21 protein-coding genes are annotated in these 15,746 nt (G+C 68.1%); 10 read left to right on the top strand and 11 right to left on the bottom strand.

Annotated features, from left to right (window positions below):
• Nucleotides 1-41 precede the first annotated feature (41 nt).
• The 6 genes from Q8N19_RS09525 (at nt 42) to Q8N19_RS09500 (ending at nt 5,067) form a co-directional block, all read left to right on the top strand.
• Entirely contained in the window at nt 42-1,070 is a 1,029-nt protein-coding gene (locus tag Q8N19_RS09525; protein ID WP_305590064.1) for a hypothetical protein, read from the top strand.
• Nucleotides 1,071-1,193: 123 nt separating this feature from the next.
• A complete protein-coding gene (locus Q8N19_RS09520) occupies nt 1,194-1,805 on the top strand; it encodes a 50S ribosomal protein L25/general stress protein Ctc (RefSeq protein WP_305590062.1) in 612 nt (203 codons plus the stop codon).
• Between the two features lie 41 nt (nt 1,806-1,846).
• Nucleotides 1,847-2,473: an aminoacyl-tRNA hydrolase gene (pth, locus tag Q8N19_RS09515; protein ID WP_305590060.1), complete on the top strand. Its 627-nt coding sequence runs from the start codon at nt 1,847-1,849 to the stop codon at nt 2,471-2,473.
• A 71-nt stretch (nt 2,474-2,544) separates the two neighbouring features.
• Complete coding sequence (gene ychF, locus Q8N19_RS09510) at nt 2,545-3,642, top strand: redox-regulated ATPase YchF (RefSeq protein WP_305590058.1); 1,098 nt, start codon at nt 2,545-2,547, stop codon at nt 3,640-3,642.
• A 64-nt stretch (nt 3,643-3,706) separates the two neighbouring features.
• The gene (locus Q8N19_RS09505) at nt 3,707-4,378 is read left to right on the top strand and encodes a dienelactone hydrolase family protein (protein ID WP_305590056.1); all 672 of its coding nucleotides are present in this window, start codon (nt 3,707-3,709) and stop codon (nt 4,376-4,378) included.
• Nucleotides 4,375-5,067, top strand: coding sequence for a dienelactone hydrolase family protein (locus Q8N19_RS09500; RefSeq protein ID WP_305590053.1), 693 nt, complete (start codon nt 4,375-4,377; stop codon nt 5,065-5,067). The genes Q8N19_RS09505 and Q8N19_RS09500 overlap by 4 nt, the downstream gene beginning before the upstream one ends.
• Before the next feature lie 6 nt (nt 5,068-5,073).
• On the opposite strand, the gene Q8N19_RS09495 is transcribed toward Q8N19_RS09500, so the two are convergent.
• A complete protein-coding gene (locus tag Q8N19_RS09495; protein ID WP_305590051.1) occupies nt 5,074-5,601 on the bottom strand; it encodes an adenine phosphoribosyltransferase in 528 nt (175 codons plus the stop codon).
• A gap of 78 nt (nt 5,602-5,679) precedes the next feature.
• Here Q8N19_RS09495 and Q8N19_RS09490 point away from each other — a divergent pair, with 78 nt between their 5' ends.
• A complete protein-coding gene (locus Q8N19_RS09490; protein WP_305590049.1) occupies nt 5,680-6,456 on the top strand; it encodes an aspartyl protease family protein in 777 nt (258 codons plus the stop codon).
• Between the two features lie 57 nt (nt 6,457-6,513).
• Here the strand turns inward: Q8N19_RS09490 and Q8N19_RS09485 are convergent, their stop codons facing one another.
• The 3 genes from Q8N19_RS09485 to petA are packed head-to-tail and all read right to left on the bottom strand — an operon-like array spanning nt 6,514 to nt 9,242.
• Nucleotides 6,514-7,356: a cytochrome c1 gene (locus Q8N19_RS09485; RefSeq protein ID WP_305590047.1), complete on the bottom strand. Its 843-nt coding sequence runs from the start codon at nt 7,354-7,356 to the stop codon at nt 6,514-6,516.
• A 6-nt stretch (nt 7,357-7,362) separates the two neighbouring features.
• Nucleotides 7,363-8,682, bottom strand: coding sequence for a cytochrome b/b6 (locus Q8N19_RS09480; protein WP_305590045.1), 1,320 nt, complete (start codon nt 8,680-8,682; stop codon nt 7,363-7,365).
• Between the two features lie 5 nt (nt 8,683-8,687).
• Entirely contained in the window at nt 8,688-9,242 is a 555-nt protein-coding gene (gene petA, locus Q8N19_RS09475; protein WP_305590043.1) for a ubiquinol-cytochrome c reductase iron-sulfur subunit, read from the bottom strand.
• 240 nt (nt 9,243-9,482) lie between these two features.
• On the opposite strand from petA, the gene Q8N19_RS09470 reads away from it, so the two are divergent.
• The 3 genes from Q8N19_RS09470 (at nt 9,483) to Q8N19_RS09460 (ending at nt 11,486) form a co-directional block, all read left to right on the top strand.
• A complete protein-coding gene (locus Q8N19_RS09470; protein WP_305590041.1) occupies nt 9,483-9,953 on the top strand; it encodes a tRNA (cytidine(34)-2'-O)-methyltransferase in 471 nt (156 codons plus the stop codon).
• On the top strand, nt 9,950-10,825 hold the full coding sequence (hemF, locus tag Q8N19_RS09465) for an oxygen-dependent coproporphyrinogen oxidase (protein ID WP_305590039.1): 876 nt from the start codon (nt 9,950-9,952) through the stop codon (nt 10,823-10,825). Before Q8N19_RS09470 ends, hemF begins: the two co-directional genes overlap by 4 nt.
• 64 nt (nt 10,826-10,889) lie before the next feature.
• Nucleotides 10,890-11,486 (top strand): DUF1131 family protein, encoded by a 597-nt coding sequence (locus Q8N19_RS09460; RefSeq protein WP_305590037.1) that lies wholly within the window; start codon nt 10,890-10,892, stop codon nt 11,484-11,486.
• 10 nt (nt 11,487-11,496) lie between these two features.
• On the opposite strand, the gene Q8N19_RS09455 is transcribed toward Q8N19_RS09460, so the two are convergent.
• The 7 genes from Q8N19_RS09455 to Q8N19_RS09425 are packed head-to-tail and all read right to left on the bottom strand — an operon-like array spanning nt 11,497 to nt 15,696.
• Entirely contained in the window at nt 11,497-11,634 is a 138-nt protein-coding gene (locus Q8N19_RS09455; RefSeq protein ID WP_305590036.1) for a hypothetical protein, read from the bottom strand.
• Nucleotides 11,635-11,673: 39 nt separating this feature from the next.
• A complete protein-coding gene (locus tag Q8N19_RS09450; protein WP_305590034.1) occupies nt 11,674-12,387 on the bottom strand; it encodes a type 1 glutamine amidotransferase in 714 nt (237 codons plus the stop codon).
• 6 nt (nt 12,388-12,393) lie between these two features.
• Nucleotides 12,394-13,644 carry a CCA tRNA nucleotidyltransferase gene (locus tag Q8N19_RS09445; protein ID WP_305590033.1) on the bottom strand — a complete coding sequence of 417 codons (1,251 nt, stop codon included), beginning with the start codon at nt 13,642-13,644 and terminating at the stop codon, nt 12,394-12,396.
• Entirely contained in the window at nt 13,641-13,919 is a 279-nt protein-coding gene (locus Q8N19_RS09440) for a hypothetical protein (protein WP_305590031.1), read from the bottom strand. The genes Q8N19_RS09445 and Q8N19_RS09440 overlap by 4 nt, the downstream gene beginning before the upstream one ends.
• Entirely contained in the window at nt 13,912-14,538 is a 627-nt protein-coding gene (locus tag Q8N19_RS09435) for a CoA pyrophosphatase (protein WP_305590156.1), read from the bottom strand. Before Q8N19_RS09435 ends, Q8N19_RS09440 begins: the two co-directional genes overlap by 8 nt.
• A gap of 14 nt (nt 14,539-14,552) precedes the next feature.
• On the bottom strand, nt 14,553-15,131 hold the full coding sequence (locus Q8N19_RS09430) for a DUF1285 domain-containing protein (RefSeq protein ID WP_305590029.1): 579 nt from the start codon (nt 15,129-15,131) through the stop codon (nt 14,553-14,555).
• 31 nt (nt 15,132-15,162) lie between these two features.
• The gene (locus Q8N19_RS09425) at nt 15,163-15,696 is read right to left on the bottom strand and encodes a GNAT family N-acetyltransferase (protein WP_305590027.1); all 534 of its coding nucleotides are present in this window, start codon (nt 15,694-15,696) and stop codon (nt 15,163-15,165) included.
• Nucleotides 15,697-15,746 lie beyond the last annotated feature (50 nt).

Raw genomic sequence — 15,746 nt, 5'->3', positions numbered from 1 at the left:
TGCTATGTTCGCTGGCGTACCATTTAGGGGAACACAGACCCATGAGCTCGGCTATTGGCTTTCGCAGCGCGCTGACCGCGCTGGCGCTGATCGGAACCGCGGTGCTTGCGGGGTGCGCCGAGCCTAAGCCGGAAGCTCCGGCCCCGGCCCCGCCGGCGGTGGCGCTCGCCCCATCCCTCATCGAGCACGCCAGCGCCTATCGCTATTACATGTCCCGCTCATCGGCCATTTCCCCGGCCTTTGACGACGGCGCCGAGATCGCTGAATCCCTGAAGACCAGCGCCGCCTATGAGCCGATCCAACTCTTGAAAGGCGCCGTGGCCTACGGCGCCGTGGCCGCCCTGCAGGATCCCGAGTTCGTGGCGGCGGTGCGCAGCTACTCCACCAACCCCGAGACGCGGAACAAGATGTTCGCCGACCTCGTGGCCGATCCGACCTATGCGGCCACCCTGCCTGGCGCCCGCAGCGCCGCGGGCCTGGTGATCGCCGCCTACGGGGCCGAGGGCAAACGCCTGTTCGACACCGGATCTGCGGTCAAGCAGGCGGCCTATGATGTCCAGAAGGCCAAATGGTCCAAGGCCGAGGTCGAGAACCGCGCCCTGCGCCTGTCCCAGGCCAAGGCCCTGTCGGCCACCCCCATCGTCGGCGAGATCGAAGAGACCGCCCGCCTGCAACAGGCCGCCATCGGCGCTGGCGTGCTGGACCTCACCGCCGCCCCCGTGGAGCCGCCCTACAGCCGCATGGTGCTGCGCAGCCTGGCGGTCGCGGCCCTGGCCGTCCTGGGCGAGGCTGGCGAGAACCGGGCTGACCTTCTGACCGCCGTGATGATCGAGCCGACCTCGGCCTCCTGCCTGAACATGGCCAAGCTGAACCTCTATCAGTGCCTGGCGGTCTCCAAGCCGCACTATGAGGATGTCTTCTGCCTCGGCCAGCACGCCCTGATGGACACCGGACAGTGCCTGATGAAGGGCGCGGGCCTGGTCGATCCGGCCAAGGCGACCCCCGTGCAGGTGGCCGAAACCGGGGCCGCGGCCGAGACAGCGGGGCTCAGCGCGGTTAAAACGCGCTGAAGTCCGCGGGCGCCGTTGCCAGAGGGTCAACTTCTGTGTAATGACGCCGACCTTCCGATCCCCCCCGGGATCGCGACCCACGCCGCGCGGGTTCGCGCGGCGGTTTCGTTTTGAGGCAGGGCGATGGCCGATATCGTATTGAACGTGGAAGTGCGTGAGCAGACCGGCACCGGCGCTACGCGCAGTGTGCGCCGCAGCGGCAAGGTCCCCGGCGTGCTCTATGGCGGCTCCAAGGACCCGGTGGCGATCGCCGTGCCGGCCAATGAGTTCCGCAAGGCGCTCTATACGGGCAAGCTGTTGGGCCACCTGGTGACCCTGAAGTATGGCGAAGAGACCCAGCCGGTCATCGCCAAGGCCATCGACATGCATCCGGTGACCGATGAGCCGTGGCACTTCGACCTGTACCGGGTCGATGAGCACCAACAGATCAAGATCTCGGTGCCCGTGCACTTCATCAACCACGAAGAGTCCCCGGGCCTGAAGCGCGGCGGCACCCTGAATGTGGTCCGTCACGACGTCGAGCTGTCCTGCCCGGCCGACGCCATCCCCGAAGAGCTGATCTTCGACCTGACCGGCCTGGACATCGGCGACACCATCCGCATCTCCGGCTTCAAGCTGCCCAAGGGCGTTGAGGCCACCGTGGACCGCGACTTCGTCATCGCCACCCTGGCCGGCACCTCGGCCCAGGCGGCGCAGGACGCGGCCGCCGACGCCGGCTCGGAGCCTGAGGCCTAAAACGCCTCTTCGCCCAGGGCCGGCCCGCACCGGAGGGTCGCATGCTGATCCTCGCTGGCCTGGGCAATCCAGGCCCCCGCTATGCTGGCAATCGGCATAATGTGGGGTCCATGACCGTCGACCAGATTGCGCGCCGCTGGAGCTTTGGCCCCGAGCGGTCGCGCTTTCAGTCGCTGGTCCGCGAGGGGTCCATCGAGACCCCGGCTGGCCCTGTAAGGGCCATGACGCTGAAGCCTCAGACCTATTACAACGACAGCGGCAACGCTGTCGGCGAGGCGCTGAAATTCTACAAGCTGACGCCCGCGGACCTGGTCGTCTTCCACGACGAGATCGACCTGGCGCCCGGCCGCTTCCGGATGAAGGCCGGCGGCGGCGCAGCCGGCAATAACGGCATTCGCTCCATCACCGGTCAGATCGGCCCCGACTTCCGGCGCGCCCGGCTGGGGGTTGGTCATCCCGGCCACAAGGAGCTGGTCCAGGGTCACGTCCTGTCGGACTTCCACAAGGTCGAACATCCCTGGCTGAACGACCTGCTGCACGCCTGCGCCGACGCCGCCCCCCTGCTGGCGGCCGGCGAGGACGAGAAGTATCAGGCCGAGGTCATGCGCCTGGCGCCGGCCGACAAGGCCGACACCCGCCAGCAGCGCCAGGGCCGCGACGCGCCCTGAGGCCGCACGGCTGACGACAATCCCGGCCGGCTCGGCTAAGACGGCGCCGGCTCCAATTCTCCGAGGACTCCATGGCTCTCAAAGTCGCCATCGTCGGCCTGCCCAATGTCGGCAAGTCCACCCTGTTCAACGCGCTCACCCAGACGGCGGCGGCCCAGGCGGCCAATTACCCCTTCTGCACCATCGAGCCGAACGTGGGCGACGTGGCGGTGCCCGAGCCGCGCCTCGAGGCGCTCGCCAAGGTGGCCGGCTCCAAGGAGATCATCCCGGCCCGCATCAACTTCGTCGATGTGGCCGGCCTGGTGCGCGGCGCGTCCAAGGGCGAGGGCCTGGGCAACCAGTTCCTGGCCAATATCCGTGACTGCGACGCCGTGGCCTTCGTCGCCCGCTGCTTCGTCAATGACGACATCACCCACGTCGAGGGCCGGATCGATCCCCTGGCCGACCTGGAGATCATCGAGACCGAGCTGATGCTCGCCGATCTGGAGAGCCTGGAGAAGCGGGTCGCCAATCTCGATAAGCGCGCCAAGACCGGCGACAAGGAGAGCGCCAACACCCTGCGCCTGGTGAAGCTCGCCCTGGAGGAGCTCAATGCCGGCCGTCCCGCCCGGACCGCCAAGATCTCCGAGGACGACGAAAAGGCCTGGCGGATGCTGCAACTGCTGACCGCCAAGCCCACCCTCTATGTCTGCAATGTGGACGAGGGCGCTGCCGGGACCGGCAATGAGATGTCGACCGCCGTCGCCGAGCGGGCCAAGCGCGACGACGCCGAGAGCGTGGTCATCTCCGCCCAGATCGAAAGCGAGATCGCCATGCTGGACGCCGCCGAGCGGGCGGAGTTCCTGGAGACACTGGGCCTCGAAGAGCCCGGCCTGAACCGCATGATTCGCGAGGCCTTCAAGCTGCTCGGCCTGCAGAGCTATTTCACCTGCGGCCCCAAGGAGACCCGGGCCTGGACCATCCCCGTGGGCGCCACTGCGCCCCAGGCGGCCGGCGTGATCCATACCGACTTCGAGAAGGGCTTTATCCGGGCCGAAACCATCGCCTTCCCCGACTACATCAAGTTCAACGGCGAGGCCGGGGCCCGGGACGCGGGCAAGCTGCGCCAGGAGGGCAAGGAATATGTCGTCCAGGACGGCGACGTGATGAACTTCCGCTTCAACGTCTGATCGCTCACAGGGCGTGACAGGCGCCCGGTCCTGCCCCTAGGCTTGGCGCCAAGGGAGACCACCCATGGGCGACACCATTACGCTGAAGAGCGCCGCCGACGGCTACGAGCTGTCGGCCTATCACGAGGCCCCGTTCACGTCCCGCAAGGGCGGGGTCATCGTACTGCAGGAGATCTTCGGCATCGACAAATACGTCCGCGCCGATGTCGAGCGTTGGGCCAAGGCCGGATATGAGGCGCTCGCCCCGTCCTTGTTCGACCGGCGTGAGCGGGGCTTCACCGCCGGTCACGACGCAGACGGCATGGCCGCTGGCATCGCGCACGCCCGCGCCACGCCGATGGAACAGGCCCTGGCCGACATCGCCGCGGCCCGGGACTTCCTCGCGCCCCGGGGCAAGGTCTGCGTCGTGGGCTACTGCTATGGCGGCTCACTGGCCTGGCTGAGCGCCGCCAAGGTCGAGGGGATCGCGGCGGCGTCGAGCTATTACGGCAGCATGGTCAAGGCCAATGCCGATCTGCCGCTCGCCTGCCCCGTCATCGTCCACCTGGGCCACACCGATCCGGGCATCAAGGCCGACGAGGTGGAGGCCGCAGTCAAGGCCGCCCATCCGGAGGTTCCGGTCTATATCTATGAGGGTGCGGGCCACGGCTTCAACAATGAGAGCCCCGAGCGCTATCACGAGGAGGCCGCCGACCTCGCCCGCCTGCGCACCCGCGAACTGTTCGAAAGCGCATGAGCCGGGCCGGCGAGACGATTCGGCTGGAGAGCCGCGCCGATGGTTTTGTCTTCGACGCCTATCATGTGAAGCCGGGAGACGCCCGGCGTGGCGGTCTGGTGCTGATCCAGGAGATCTTCGGCGTCACCGACCACATCCGCGAGGTGGCCGATGGCTTCGCCGAGGATGGCTATGAGGTGATCGCACCGGCCTTCTTCGACCGCCAGCAGCGCGGCTTCGAAGCGACCTATGAAGCTGACCACATGGCGCGCGCCGTGGCGCTGTCCCAGGCCGCGCCCTGGGACGAGGTCGCAGGCGACGCTCAGGCGGCCATAGACGCCCTTCAGGGCCAGGTCTTCGTCGCCGGCTTCTGCTGGGGCGGGGCGGCGAGCTGGGCCGTGGCGGCCCGTTGTGAGGGCGTGGCGGGCGCCTCCTGCTTCTATGGCCGCCGGATCACCGAGCTGCTGGACGAGGCGCCCCGCTGCCCGACCATCCTGCACTTTGGCAAGACCGACGCCTCGATCCCGCTCGAGCGGGTCGAGGAGATCCGGGACCGCTACCCTGACATGCCGGTCCATCTGTACGACGCCGGCCACGGCTTCGCCTCGGACCGACGCAAGGACTACCACCCCGACGCCGCCCGCCTGGCGCGCCTGCGCACCCTGCAGCTCTTCGCCCGCAGCGGTGGGGGGCGTGGCGAAGGCGCCTGAGGCGCCTCAGTGACCCTCGAACGCCACCAGGGTCGAGACCGGCACGCCCGCGGCCGCAAGCCGTGCCGCGCCGCCGAGCTCCGGCAGGTCCACCACGAAGGCCGCAGCCACAATCTCCGTGCCGCCCTGGCGCAGCAGGTCGACAGCGGCCAGCGCCGTGCCGCCGGTGGCGATGAGGTCATCCACCAGCATGACCCGCTCGCCGGCCAGGAAGGCGTCCAGATGGACCTCAAGGATGTCGGAGCCATATTCGAGCGCGTACTCCACCGCCCGGGTCTCGTGCGGCAGCTTGCCCTTCTTGCGCAGGGGGACGAAGCCGGCCGACAGCTGGTGCGCCACTGCGCCGCCCAGGATGAAGCCCCGGGCCTCGATACCGGCCACCTTGTCGATCTTCAGGCCCGCAAAGGGCTGGACCAGCTCGTCCACCGCCTGACGAAAAGCTCTCGCATCGGCCAGCAAGGTGGTGATGTCGCGAAACTGGATGCCCGGCTTGGGATAGTCCGGAATCGTACGAATGGCGTCGCGTAGGTCCATGGCCCCTCCCCTCTCTGACGGGCCTCTGTTATGGCCGAAGGGGTGCGGCTCTGGCTATGGCCGCGATAGGACCTGACCATGAACGCGCGCGCCGCCCTACTGGCCTGCGGTCTGGCCGCCTTCAGCGGCGAGGCGATGGGCGCCGAGATCGCCTGCTGGCTGGACCGCGGGGTGCTGGTGGCGCCGGCCACCGCCGCAGGCGTCAGCGGCGACTTCATCATCGACACCGGCGCCGATCACAGCGCCATCCACAACACCCGGGCTCAGGCCGCCGGCGTCGAGGGCGACTCTCTGGCCGGCGAGGTGCGTCTGGCGGGCGCCCAGGTGCCGGGGCGAAATCTTGCGGTGGAAGACCTGGACGCCCGGACCTGGGCCTTCCCGACCCCCATCGCAGGCGTGATTGGGGCCGATGTCCTGAGGGGGTTTGTGGTGGAGCTGGACACCTCGCCCTGTCGTTTGACCCTGGCCTCGGTCGACACTCTTCCCCGCGCCCAAGGCGCCAGCCTGCCCATGGTCTGGCGCGGCGCCGTCCCTGTGGTGGACGGGGCGATCAGTGACGGCCCCCGGGCGCGAACCGTGGCCCTGATCCCCGCTACTGGCCTGGACGCCCCCGCCCGGCTCTCTCCCGCCATCGCCAGCGCCCCTGGGGCCGACGACAAGTCCCTGACGCCCTATGAGGCGGGCAGGGCCGAGCTGCGGGCCCTGTCCCTGGGGGGCGCGCTGTTTGAGCATCTGAGCGTGGGTCTGAATGACGAGGCGGCCACATCAGACGGCGCGGTCGGCCTGGAGGTTCTAGGCCGTTGGCGGCTTCGGTTCGACTTCCCGGCCGGCCGGCTCCATCTGATCAGCGAATAAGAGAAAACCCGCCAGGTCGCCCCGGCGGGTTCTTCATTTCAGATCTGGCGACGCAGCCTAGTGGGCGACGTTGCGCCAGATGCGGCGGTAGCTCGCATAGAGCAGGCCGGCGAAGATCACGAGATAGATCATCGCGCCGAACCCGAAGGCCTTGCGCTCTTCCATCTTGGGCTCAGCCGCCCAGTACAGGAAGGCGGCCACGTCCTTGGCTTGCTGGTCGATGGTCGACGGCGTGCCGTCGTCGAAGGTCACCTTGTCGGGCGCCAGCTGCGGCGGCATGGCGATGAAGCCGCCCTCCGGCGCATGGCCTTCACCCGTCCAGAACGGGGTCGTGTCCCCGGCCATGTAGGGGTTGTAGTACTGGCCCGGCGCCACGGTCAGGCCGGCCGGCGGTTCGCGATAGCCTGCCAGCAGGGCGTGGATGTAGTCCGGCCCATATTTGCGGGCCTTGGCCATCACCGAGAGATCCGGCGGCAGGGCGCCGCCATTGCCAGCCCGGGCCGCCGCCTCGTTGGGATAGGGGCTCGGGAAGGCGTCGGCGGAGGTGCCGGGACGCTGGATGATGTCGCCGGTCTCGGAGTCGATGTCGTTGACCTGATACTCCGCCGCGATGGTCTTCACGTACGGATTGTCGTTCGGATTGCTGTAGTCCGGGTCGTAGAAGGGCCCGCCCTTCTGGCCGAGGTTCCGGAACGAGAGCAGCTCCATGCCGTGGCAGGCCGCGCAGACCTCCCGATAGACCTTGTAGCCGCGCTGCAGCTGGGCCTGGTCGAACTTGCCGAACGGGCCCTTGAAGCTGAAGTCGACGGGCTCGGGGGTCTTGGCGTCCCCGGCGGCGAGCGCCGGGCCGCCCACAAGGGCCAGCCCAAGCGCCGCCAGAGCGATACCTTTACGCAGCATCTGGGCTCAACCCTTCTTTTCAGGCGCAGCGACTGCGCCGGCCGGCATACCCGCCGGATGGGACAGGACAGGCGTGGAGATGGATTCCGGCTGGGCTGTCGGCGTCTCGGTCAGCCCAAGAAGCGGCAGGATCACCAGGAAGTAGCCAAAGTAGTAGAGGGTGGCCAGGCGCGAGAGCCAGACCATGCTGTTCAGGTCCGCATCGATCAGGATGAAGGTCGACAGGCCCGGGATGACGTGATTGTCGGGCAGCTGGCCGCCGCAATAGCCGAGCACCAGGCAGGCCACCACGAAGATCATGAAGTAGAGCTTGCCGGTGGGGCGATAGCGCATGGACCGCACCTTGGAGGTGTCGAGCCAGGGCAGGACGAACAGCACCGCGATGGCGCCGAACATCAGGATCACGCCGCCCAGCTTGTCCGGCACCGCCCGCAGGATCGCGTAGAAGGGCAGGAAGTACCATTCGGGCACGATATGGGCCGGCGTCACCAGCGGGTTGGCGGGAATGTAGTTGTCCGCATGGCCCAGCGCGTTCGGATTGAAGAACAGGAAGGTGGCGAAGAGGATCAGGAACAGCACGATCGCGAAGCCGTCCTTCACCGTATAGTACGGGTGGAAGGGCACGGTATCGGCCTTGGACTTAACGTTCACGCCGGTCGGGTTGTTGTTCCCCGGCACATGCAGGGCCCAGATGTGCAGGCCCACGACGCCGGCGATCATGAACGGCAGCAGGAAGTGCAGCGAGAAGAAGCGGTTCAGGGTGGCGTTATCCACCGCGAAGCCGCCCCAAAGCCAGGTGGTGATGGCTTCACCGACGATCGGCAGGGCGCCGAACAGGTTGGTGATCACGACCGCGCCGTGGAAGCTCATCTGACCCCAGGGCAGGACGTAGCCCATGAAGGCCGTCGCCATCATCAGCAGGTAGATGATGCAGCCGAGGATCCACAGCACCTCGCGGGGCGCCTTGTAGGACCCGTAATAGAGGCCGCGGAACATGTGGATGTAGACCGCGATGAAGAACATCGAGGCCCCGTTGGCGTGCATGTAGCGCACCAGCCAGCCGTAGTTCACGTCGCGCATGATGCGCTCGACCGACGCGAAGGCGTGGTCCACGTGCGGCACATAGTGCATGGCCAGCACGACGCCGGTGACGATCTGGATGCCCAGGCAGACGGCCAGGATGCCCCCGAAGGTCCACCAGTAGTTCAGGTTCTTCGGCGTCGGATAGTCGACGATGCTGTCCCAGCCCAGCCGAACGATCGGCAGGCGGGTGTCGAGCCAGCGCTCGATCCCAGTCTTGGGTTCGTAAGTGGAATGTCCGCTCATGGTTCTCAGCCCACCTTCACAGTCGTGTCGGAGAGGAACTCATATTCCGGCACCGGCAGGTTGAGGGGCGCAGGACCCCGACGGATCCGGCCGGACGTATCATAGTGCGAGCCGTGGCAGGGGCAGAACCAGCCGCCATAGTCGCCGCCGGCGAAGGTCGGCACGCAGCCCAGATGGGTGCAGGCGCCGATCAGGATCATCCACTCGGCCTTGCCGGGCTTGTGACGAACCTCGTCGGCTTCTGGATCGGGCATGTTCGCGCCGTCATCGGCGACCGCCGCGGCGATCTCCGCCTCGGTGCGCTTGCGGATGAACAGGGGCTTGCCGCGCCACTTGATCGTGACCTGCTGGCCCAGCGCGACCTTGGACAGGTCGAACTCGACCGAGGCCAGGGCCAGGGTGTCGGCCGATGGGTTCATCTGGTCGATGAACGGCCAGGCCAGCGCGCCCACGGCGCCCACGGCCGCCGCACCTGCGGCGATGTGAATGAAGTCGCGCCGGTTCGGGTCTTCACCCGCGGCATGCGGATCGGGATTTTCGCCCACGACGGTGTCAGCCACCTTTAAGCTACCCTTCGGTTTTGAGGCCGCTGCTCCGGAAGGAGCCGCCGCCCGTTCGGACGCTCACGAAAAATGCCGCGACGCCCCGTCTGTCGGCCTAGCAGAAGCTCTGCATCAGGCCTGCTCTGGAACCCATATAGGGCCGAGAGAAAAGTCGCACTAGCCAAGCCGCCCATGTGCGGCGACAAGCCTCGCGATTCGTCCCACGCCCCAGCTAATTCCGTCGGTGGATCGCTTAGAATGCGTTTGGCCCTTTTTCAACCGGACATTCCGCAAAACGTCGGCGCGGCGCTTCGTCTTGCCGCCTGCCTCGATGTCGACCTCGAGGTGATCGAGCCCTGCGGGTTCCCGCTATCCGATAAGGCGGTGAAGCGCGCAGCCCTGGATTATGGCCGCCTCGCCCGCTGGACAAGGCGCGAGAGCTTCGAAGCCTTCATGGCCGCGCCGGAGCGCCAGGAGGGTCGGCTGGTGCTGTTCACCACCCGCGGGGCCCAGCCGCTGCACAGCTTCGCCTTCCAGCCGGGCGACACCCTGCTGTTTGGCCGGGAGAGCTCGGGCGTACCCGACGAGGTGCACGCGGTCGCCCAGGCGCGGCTCCTGATCCCGCTTGCGCCAGAGGCCAGGTCCCTCAACCTCACCGTTTCGGCGGCCATCGGTCTTTCGGAAGCGTTGCGCCAGACCGACGGATTCCCTAAGCCCCTTGTCCCATGACAGACGCCGCCACCCTCGCCGATCGCAACAGCCGGGCCCGGGCCTGGTTCGATTCCCTTCGCGACCAGATCGTCGCCGCCTTCGAGGCCCTGGAAGATGAGGCGCCCGCCGACCTCTATCCGGGCGCGCCGGGCCGGTTCGAGCTCACCCCCTGGGACCGCCCGGCCGGCGGCGGCGGGGTGATGGGCTTCATGAAGGGCGGCCGCTTCTTCGAGAAATGCGGCGTCCATATCAGCCTGGTGCATGGGACCTTCACCCCGGAAATGGCCGCGACCATGCCCGGCGCGGACGAAGATCCGTCCTTCACCGCAACCGGGATCAGCCTGATCGCCCACATGCGAAATCCGCATGTCCCGGCCGTGCACATGAACACCCGCTTCCTGGCCACCCGGCAGAGCTGGTTCGGCGGCGGGGCGGACCTGACGCCCACCCAGGACTATCAGCGGACCCAGGAAAACCCTGACGCCATGGCGTTTCACGCCGCCATGCAGGCCGCCTGCGACGCCCACGACCCGGCCTGGTACGCCCCCTACAAGGCCCGTTGCGACGAGTACTTCTTCCTGCCCCACCGCAATGAGCCGCGGGGCATCGGCGGCATCTTCTATGACCACCACAATTCCGGGGACTGGGAGCGGGACTTCGCCTTCACCCAGGATGTGGGCAAGGCCTTCGCCGAAGTCTATCCGGCGATCGCCCGGGGCCGCATGGCCACCCCCTGGACCGAGGCCGACCGGCAGGAGCAGCTGGTGCGGCGAGGCCGCTATGTGGAGTTCAACCTTCTCTACGACCGGGGCACCATGTTCGGCCTGAAGACCGGCGGCAACATCACCTCGATCCTCTCGTCTATGCCCCCCATGGTAAGCTGGCCCTGAGGGGGTCCGCGTCGATTTGCCTTATGCGGCTTGGCTGTGCGAGGGTCCCGCCATGCGAGCCCTGTTGAGTACCTTCGCGGCCGTCCTCCTCCTGGCGGGCTGTGGCCAGGAGACGTCAGAACCCCCGTCGCCAGCGCCATCGGCCCCGGCCGAGCGGCCGAAAAGTCCGGCCCTGGTCGGGCCGATCCTGATCACCTTCAACGAGACCGGCGCGGGCGAGATCAATGGCCAGACCCGTTTGAACGTCCGCAGCATCGGCGACGTCTTCCCGGGCGCCACGGTCGAACGGGCGTCCGAGGGCGAGGCCAAAGCGAAGGTCATCACCGTGCGCCGACCCGATGGCCTGATCCTCGATCTTCAGGCGGGGGTCGATCCGGAACGGGTCGGGCGGATCATTGGCCGGGGCGGACCGGTGACCGGCCCGATGGGCGAAGAGATCGGCGCCGGCTGGCAAGCCGCGGGCTTTGCATCGACCGAGTGTCGCCGGGGTCAGGACGATATGTCGCACACCCTGATCTGCCATCGGCCCGGGGCGCCGCTGCTGGGCTATGTGTTCGATCTGCCTGGGTTCGAAGGACCCGACGACCTGCTTCCGGAGGACGAGGTGCTTGAGCAGACCGCCCGGCTCAGCGCCTTCGTGTGGGTCGCCCAAGCGATCTGAAGGCGCCGGATCAGGTGAGATCGTCGAGCATGGCGACGAAGATCTCCGGCGACAGGGGCTCAGGATTTGCCGCCTGGGTCTCAACGCCCGCCACCATCAGGGCGGCGGCGGCGCTGGCCGCGACGATCATCAGCCGCAAGGACGTCATGGGCTTTCAGGCTCCCTGTTGAGCGGGCTGGGCACAGACCTAACCTCTGGCGGCCGGAAGTGTTGCGAGAAATGACGATATCCAGGCGCCCAGGGCGGCCCGGTCGTCAGGCGCCGCATAACTGGCCACTGCCTGGTCGGCCTGCTCGTCGGCATAGCGGCTGCCCCGGCGGGCCTCGATCAGGGCCTTGGCGTAGTCCGGCTCGAACTCCGGATGCAGCTGAATGGAGATGGCCGGCTGGTCGTCATAGGCGAGCATGCCAAACGGCGTGAAGTCGCTGGCCGCGAGAACCCGGGCGCCCGGCGGCAGAGCCACCACCTGATCCTGGTGCGAGGCCGGCGCGGCCAGGCGCGTCTGGTCCGTCAGGCCCGGCACAGACTCCCTGAGCGCGTAGGCGTGCAGCCCGACACCCCAGCCCTTCGGGGACTTGATCACCTGGCCGCCGAAGGCCTGGGCCATCGCCTGATGGCCGAAGCAGACGCCGACAAGTCCCGCCCGGCCCCTGGCGGCCTGCAGGAAGGCGATCAGGTCCGCGATCCACGGGTCGGCCTCATAGACGCCGGCCGAGGAGCCGGTGACCAGATAGGCGTCGCAGGCCTCAGGACTGGCCGGCCCCTCCCCGGCCGCCACATCGAAGACCGCATAGTCATAGGCGTCCTGCCCCAGCAGACGCTTGAACATGTCGGGATAGGAGCCGAACTGCGCCTCCAGCGGCGCCGGCGGCGCGCCGGTCTTCAGGATGCCGAGCTTCATCGGGCTCTAGTAGGCCAGGCCCTGGGCCACCGCCTTGAGCTTCTCGATGGCCGAGAACTTGTCCTCGAGGAAGTCGTGGTCAACCCACCAGTCCTCCACCTCCCGCAGCACCTGGCCGACCATGGGGCCCTTGGGCACCCCGGCATAAACCACCTCCTCCCCGCTCAAGGGGAAGGGCGGCGGCGTCCAGCTGTCGCAGAGCGCCAGCAGGCCGCGCCACTGGGCGGCTGTCGCCGTGCGGTTGGACTTGGCCCAGGCAAGCTTGATCCGGTCATGGAAGGTGGGCGCAGAGAGCGCATAGACCGCCCGGCGGGACTCCCGCGGGCTCATCCAGCTGGTGATGCGCGGGGTCTGTCCCTTGGCGGCGACCAGCCGGTCGCGCTCGGCGTTCGACAGGCGAAGGCGTTCAGCGGCCTGGGCGACCCCGATCTGGTCGGCCGGCAGCAGGCAGGCCAGGCGCAGGATGGGATCGCATTCGAAGAGCATCTCGCTCTCGATCTCCACGAGGGCCCCGAAGTCGTGAAGATCGCCGACAGGGGGCAGAATCACATCGAGAATTCCGGCGGACGCCATCTGGCGGATGCTGCCCCGCGGATCATCGGCGGCCAGCAGCTTGAGCAGCTCCTTGGAGACCCGCTCGCCCGGCCGGTCGGCCAGGGTGTCGCGCAGGGCCTCGCAGGCGGCCAGGGCCTCGGGATCGGCCTCGCCCCGGCCATACCAGGCCTGGAAGCGGAAGAAGCGCAGGATGCGCAGATAGTCCTCGGCGATCCGCGTGCGGGCCTCGCCGACGAAGACGATCCGCCGCGCCCTGGCGTCGGCCAGGCCCGTTCCCAGGGGATCGTGCAACGTCCCGTCGCGGTCGGCATAGAGGGCGTTGAGGGTGAAGTCCCGACGCTGGGCGTCTTCGGTCCAATCGGTGGTGAAGGCCACCACCGCGCGCCGCCCGTCGGTCTCCACGTCCCGCCGCAGGGTGGTGATCTCGAAGGTCTGGCCGTGGGCGAGCGCGGTGACCGTGCCGTGCTCCACGCCGGTGGGAATCGCCTTGAGGCCGGCGGCCTGCAGGGCCTCGGTGACCGCGTCAGGCGTGAGCTGGGTGGCGATGTCGATATCGCCCACCGGCGCGCCGATCACCGCATTGCGCACCGCCCCGCCGACGACCCGGGCGCAGCCTGCGCCGCCCTTGGCTTCCAGGGCGTCGAACACCGCCGCAGTGGCCGGCGCATTCAACCAGGGGCGTGATCCGAGGCTCTCGCTCATGGGGCGGGCGTTTCCTTTTCCTGGAAGCGACCTGGGGAGACCCGGCCGCCCTCTGTGACTTCCGCGGGCACATAGACCTCGCCGCGGTTGTCCGATTGGAACACGACCATGAACATCAGAGAAAGGCCAAACAGCACAGCTGAGGCCGTGGCCAGCCAGGCCCACGGGGTCGCCCCCATGGGGCGGCCATTGCGCTTGGCCCATTCAGCCCAGGCGAACCAGATTATGAAGGGCAGCGCGATCAGGATCGAGCGGATGAGAATGACCCTAAGCAACTGCGCCTCCATATAGCCGGTCGTACAGGGACCGGAGCATGCCGGCCGTGGCGCCCCAGATGAATCTGTTCTCGTGAGTCATGGCATAGAACCGACGTAGCTGACCCGCGAATTCCCGCTCATGTTCCTCGTGATTGGTGGGATCCATGAGAAAGCCGAACGGGGTCTCGAACACGTCGGCGACCTCGGCGGGGTTGGGCGTGAGCGTGAAGTCCGGCGCGATGAAGCCCACCACCGGCGTCACCAGAAAGCCCGTGCCGGTCCGATAGGGGGTCGAGAGCCCGCCCAGGGTGACCAGGCTGCGGGAGATGCCCACCTCTTCCTCGGTCTCCCGAAGGGCCGTCTCCCAGATGGTCTCGCCCGGATCACGGCGGCCACCGGGAAAGGCGATCTGACCGGTGTGACGGCGCAATGTGTCGGCCCGCCGCGTCAGCAGCACCGAATAGCCATGCTCGCGCTCCACCAGCCCCACCAGCACAGCCGCTGGGGTCAGGGGGGCAGGCTCGGCGGCAAGATCGGCGGTTCGCGGTCCGAAGTCGGATTCCACAAGACCATCAGCGGGCTCGCGGTCTTCAAGGGGATCCAGGCGCTGGGTGATCCATTCGCGCAAGGCCGTCATCGGCGCGTTGGGACTCACGAGACCGGCGCCTCCACAGGCCCGATGGCGAACCACGTCCCGCCCGACTCGACCCCCAGGGTCCCGTCCCGCTCCTGGGCCATCTCCACCAGCTCATAGAAGACCGGCCGACTGATCAGGGCCTCCAGCCCGCGGCGGACATGCAGATATGGACGCGGCTCGTCGGTGGCCGGGTCGATCTCCACCCGGATCAGGTGCTCTGGTCCCGCCTCGACCTCGTCGCCCACATTGGTGTTGAAGCGCAGGACCGGACGGCCCTCGGCGTCGGCGCCGGCGTCCAGGGCGGTGGCGATGAAGGGGGCGTCTTCGACGGTGATCTTCATCTTCTCCACCGGCGTCACCAGCCAGTAGCCGTCCGGGTCGCGGCGCAGGACGGTGGAGAACAGGCGCACCAGGGGGGCGCGATTTATGGTCGCCCCTTCATGGACCCAGCGGCCATCGGCGGTGATGACGATGTCGATTTCGCCGGAATGGGCGGGGTTCCACAGGTGCACCGGGGGCAGTCCGCGGCCGGGCGCCTGCTTGGCCGCAGCGATCACCCCGTCCAGACCGGGTTTGGAGTCGAGCTCTGTCATCGCCAGAAGGTAGGCGCGTGCGCGGGGCGCCTCAAGGCGCCGTTACGGCGCCCTGCAGGATGTTGGTTCCACCAGACTGACCCAGCCGCTTGAGCAGCAGGCGGCGGGGATCGACAGGGCCAGGCATCACAATCTGGCCGGTGGCCTCGGCGGAAAAGCCCAGCCGTCCGAAAAAGGGCGGATCGCCCACCAGCAGGACCTCGCCATAGCCAGCCGCCTCAGCCGCTGCAGAGGCGACCTCCACCAGCCGGGCGCCGGCTCCCAGGCGACGGGCGGCGGCGTCCACCGCCAGGGGACCGAGGAAGATCAGCCTGCGGCCGCCCACGGCGATCTCGGACTGACGCACCACCCCCACCAGCCGCTCGCCCTCCCAGATGCAGAAGGACAGGTCCAGGCGCAGGGGCGCGACCTCCCGCACCCGTTCGGAGGCCTTGGCGAAACGGCCAGGGCCAAAGGCGTGGTCCAGCAGGGCCTCGATGGCGCCTGCGTCCTGCGGCGTCTCGGGGCGGATGTCAGGGGCCGGACTCGCGACGGAGTCCGCACAGGATGCGACGGCGGCGGTCATTGAGGGAACTTTGCAGGCTGCGGGACAGACGGGCCCAGGCCCGCGAGGCT

The organism is Phenylobacterium sp., from assembly GCF_030693405.1.
Taxonomy (GTDB): Bacteria; Pseudomonadota; Alphaproteobacteria; order Caulobacterales; family Caulobacteraceae; genus Phenylobacterium.
This window is presented reverse-complemented; position numbering and strand designations above follow the sequence as displayed.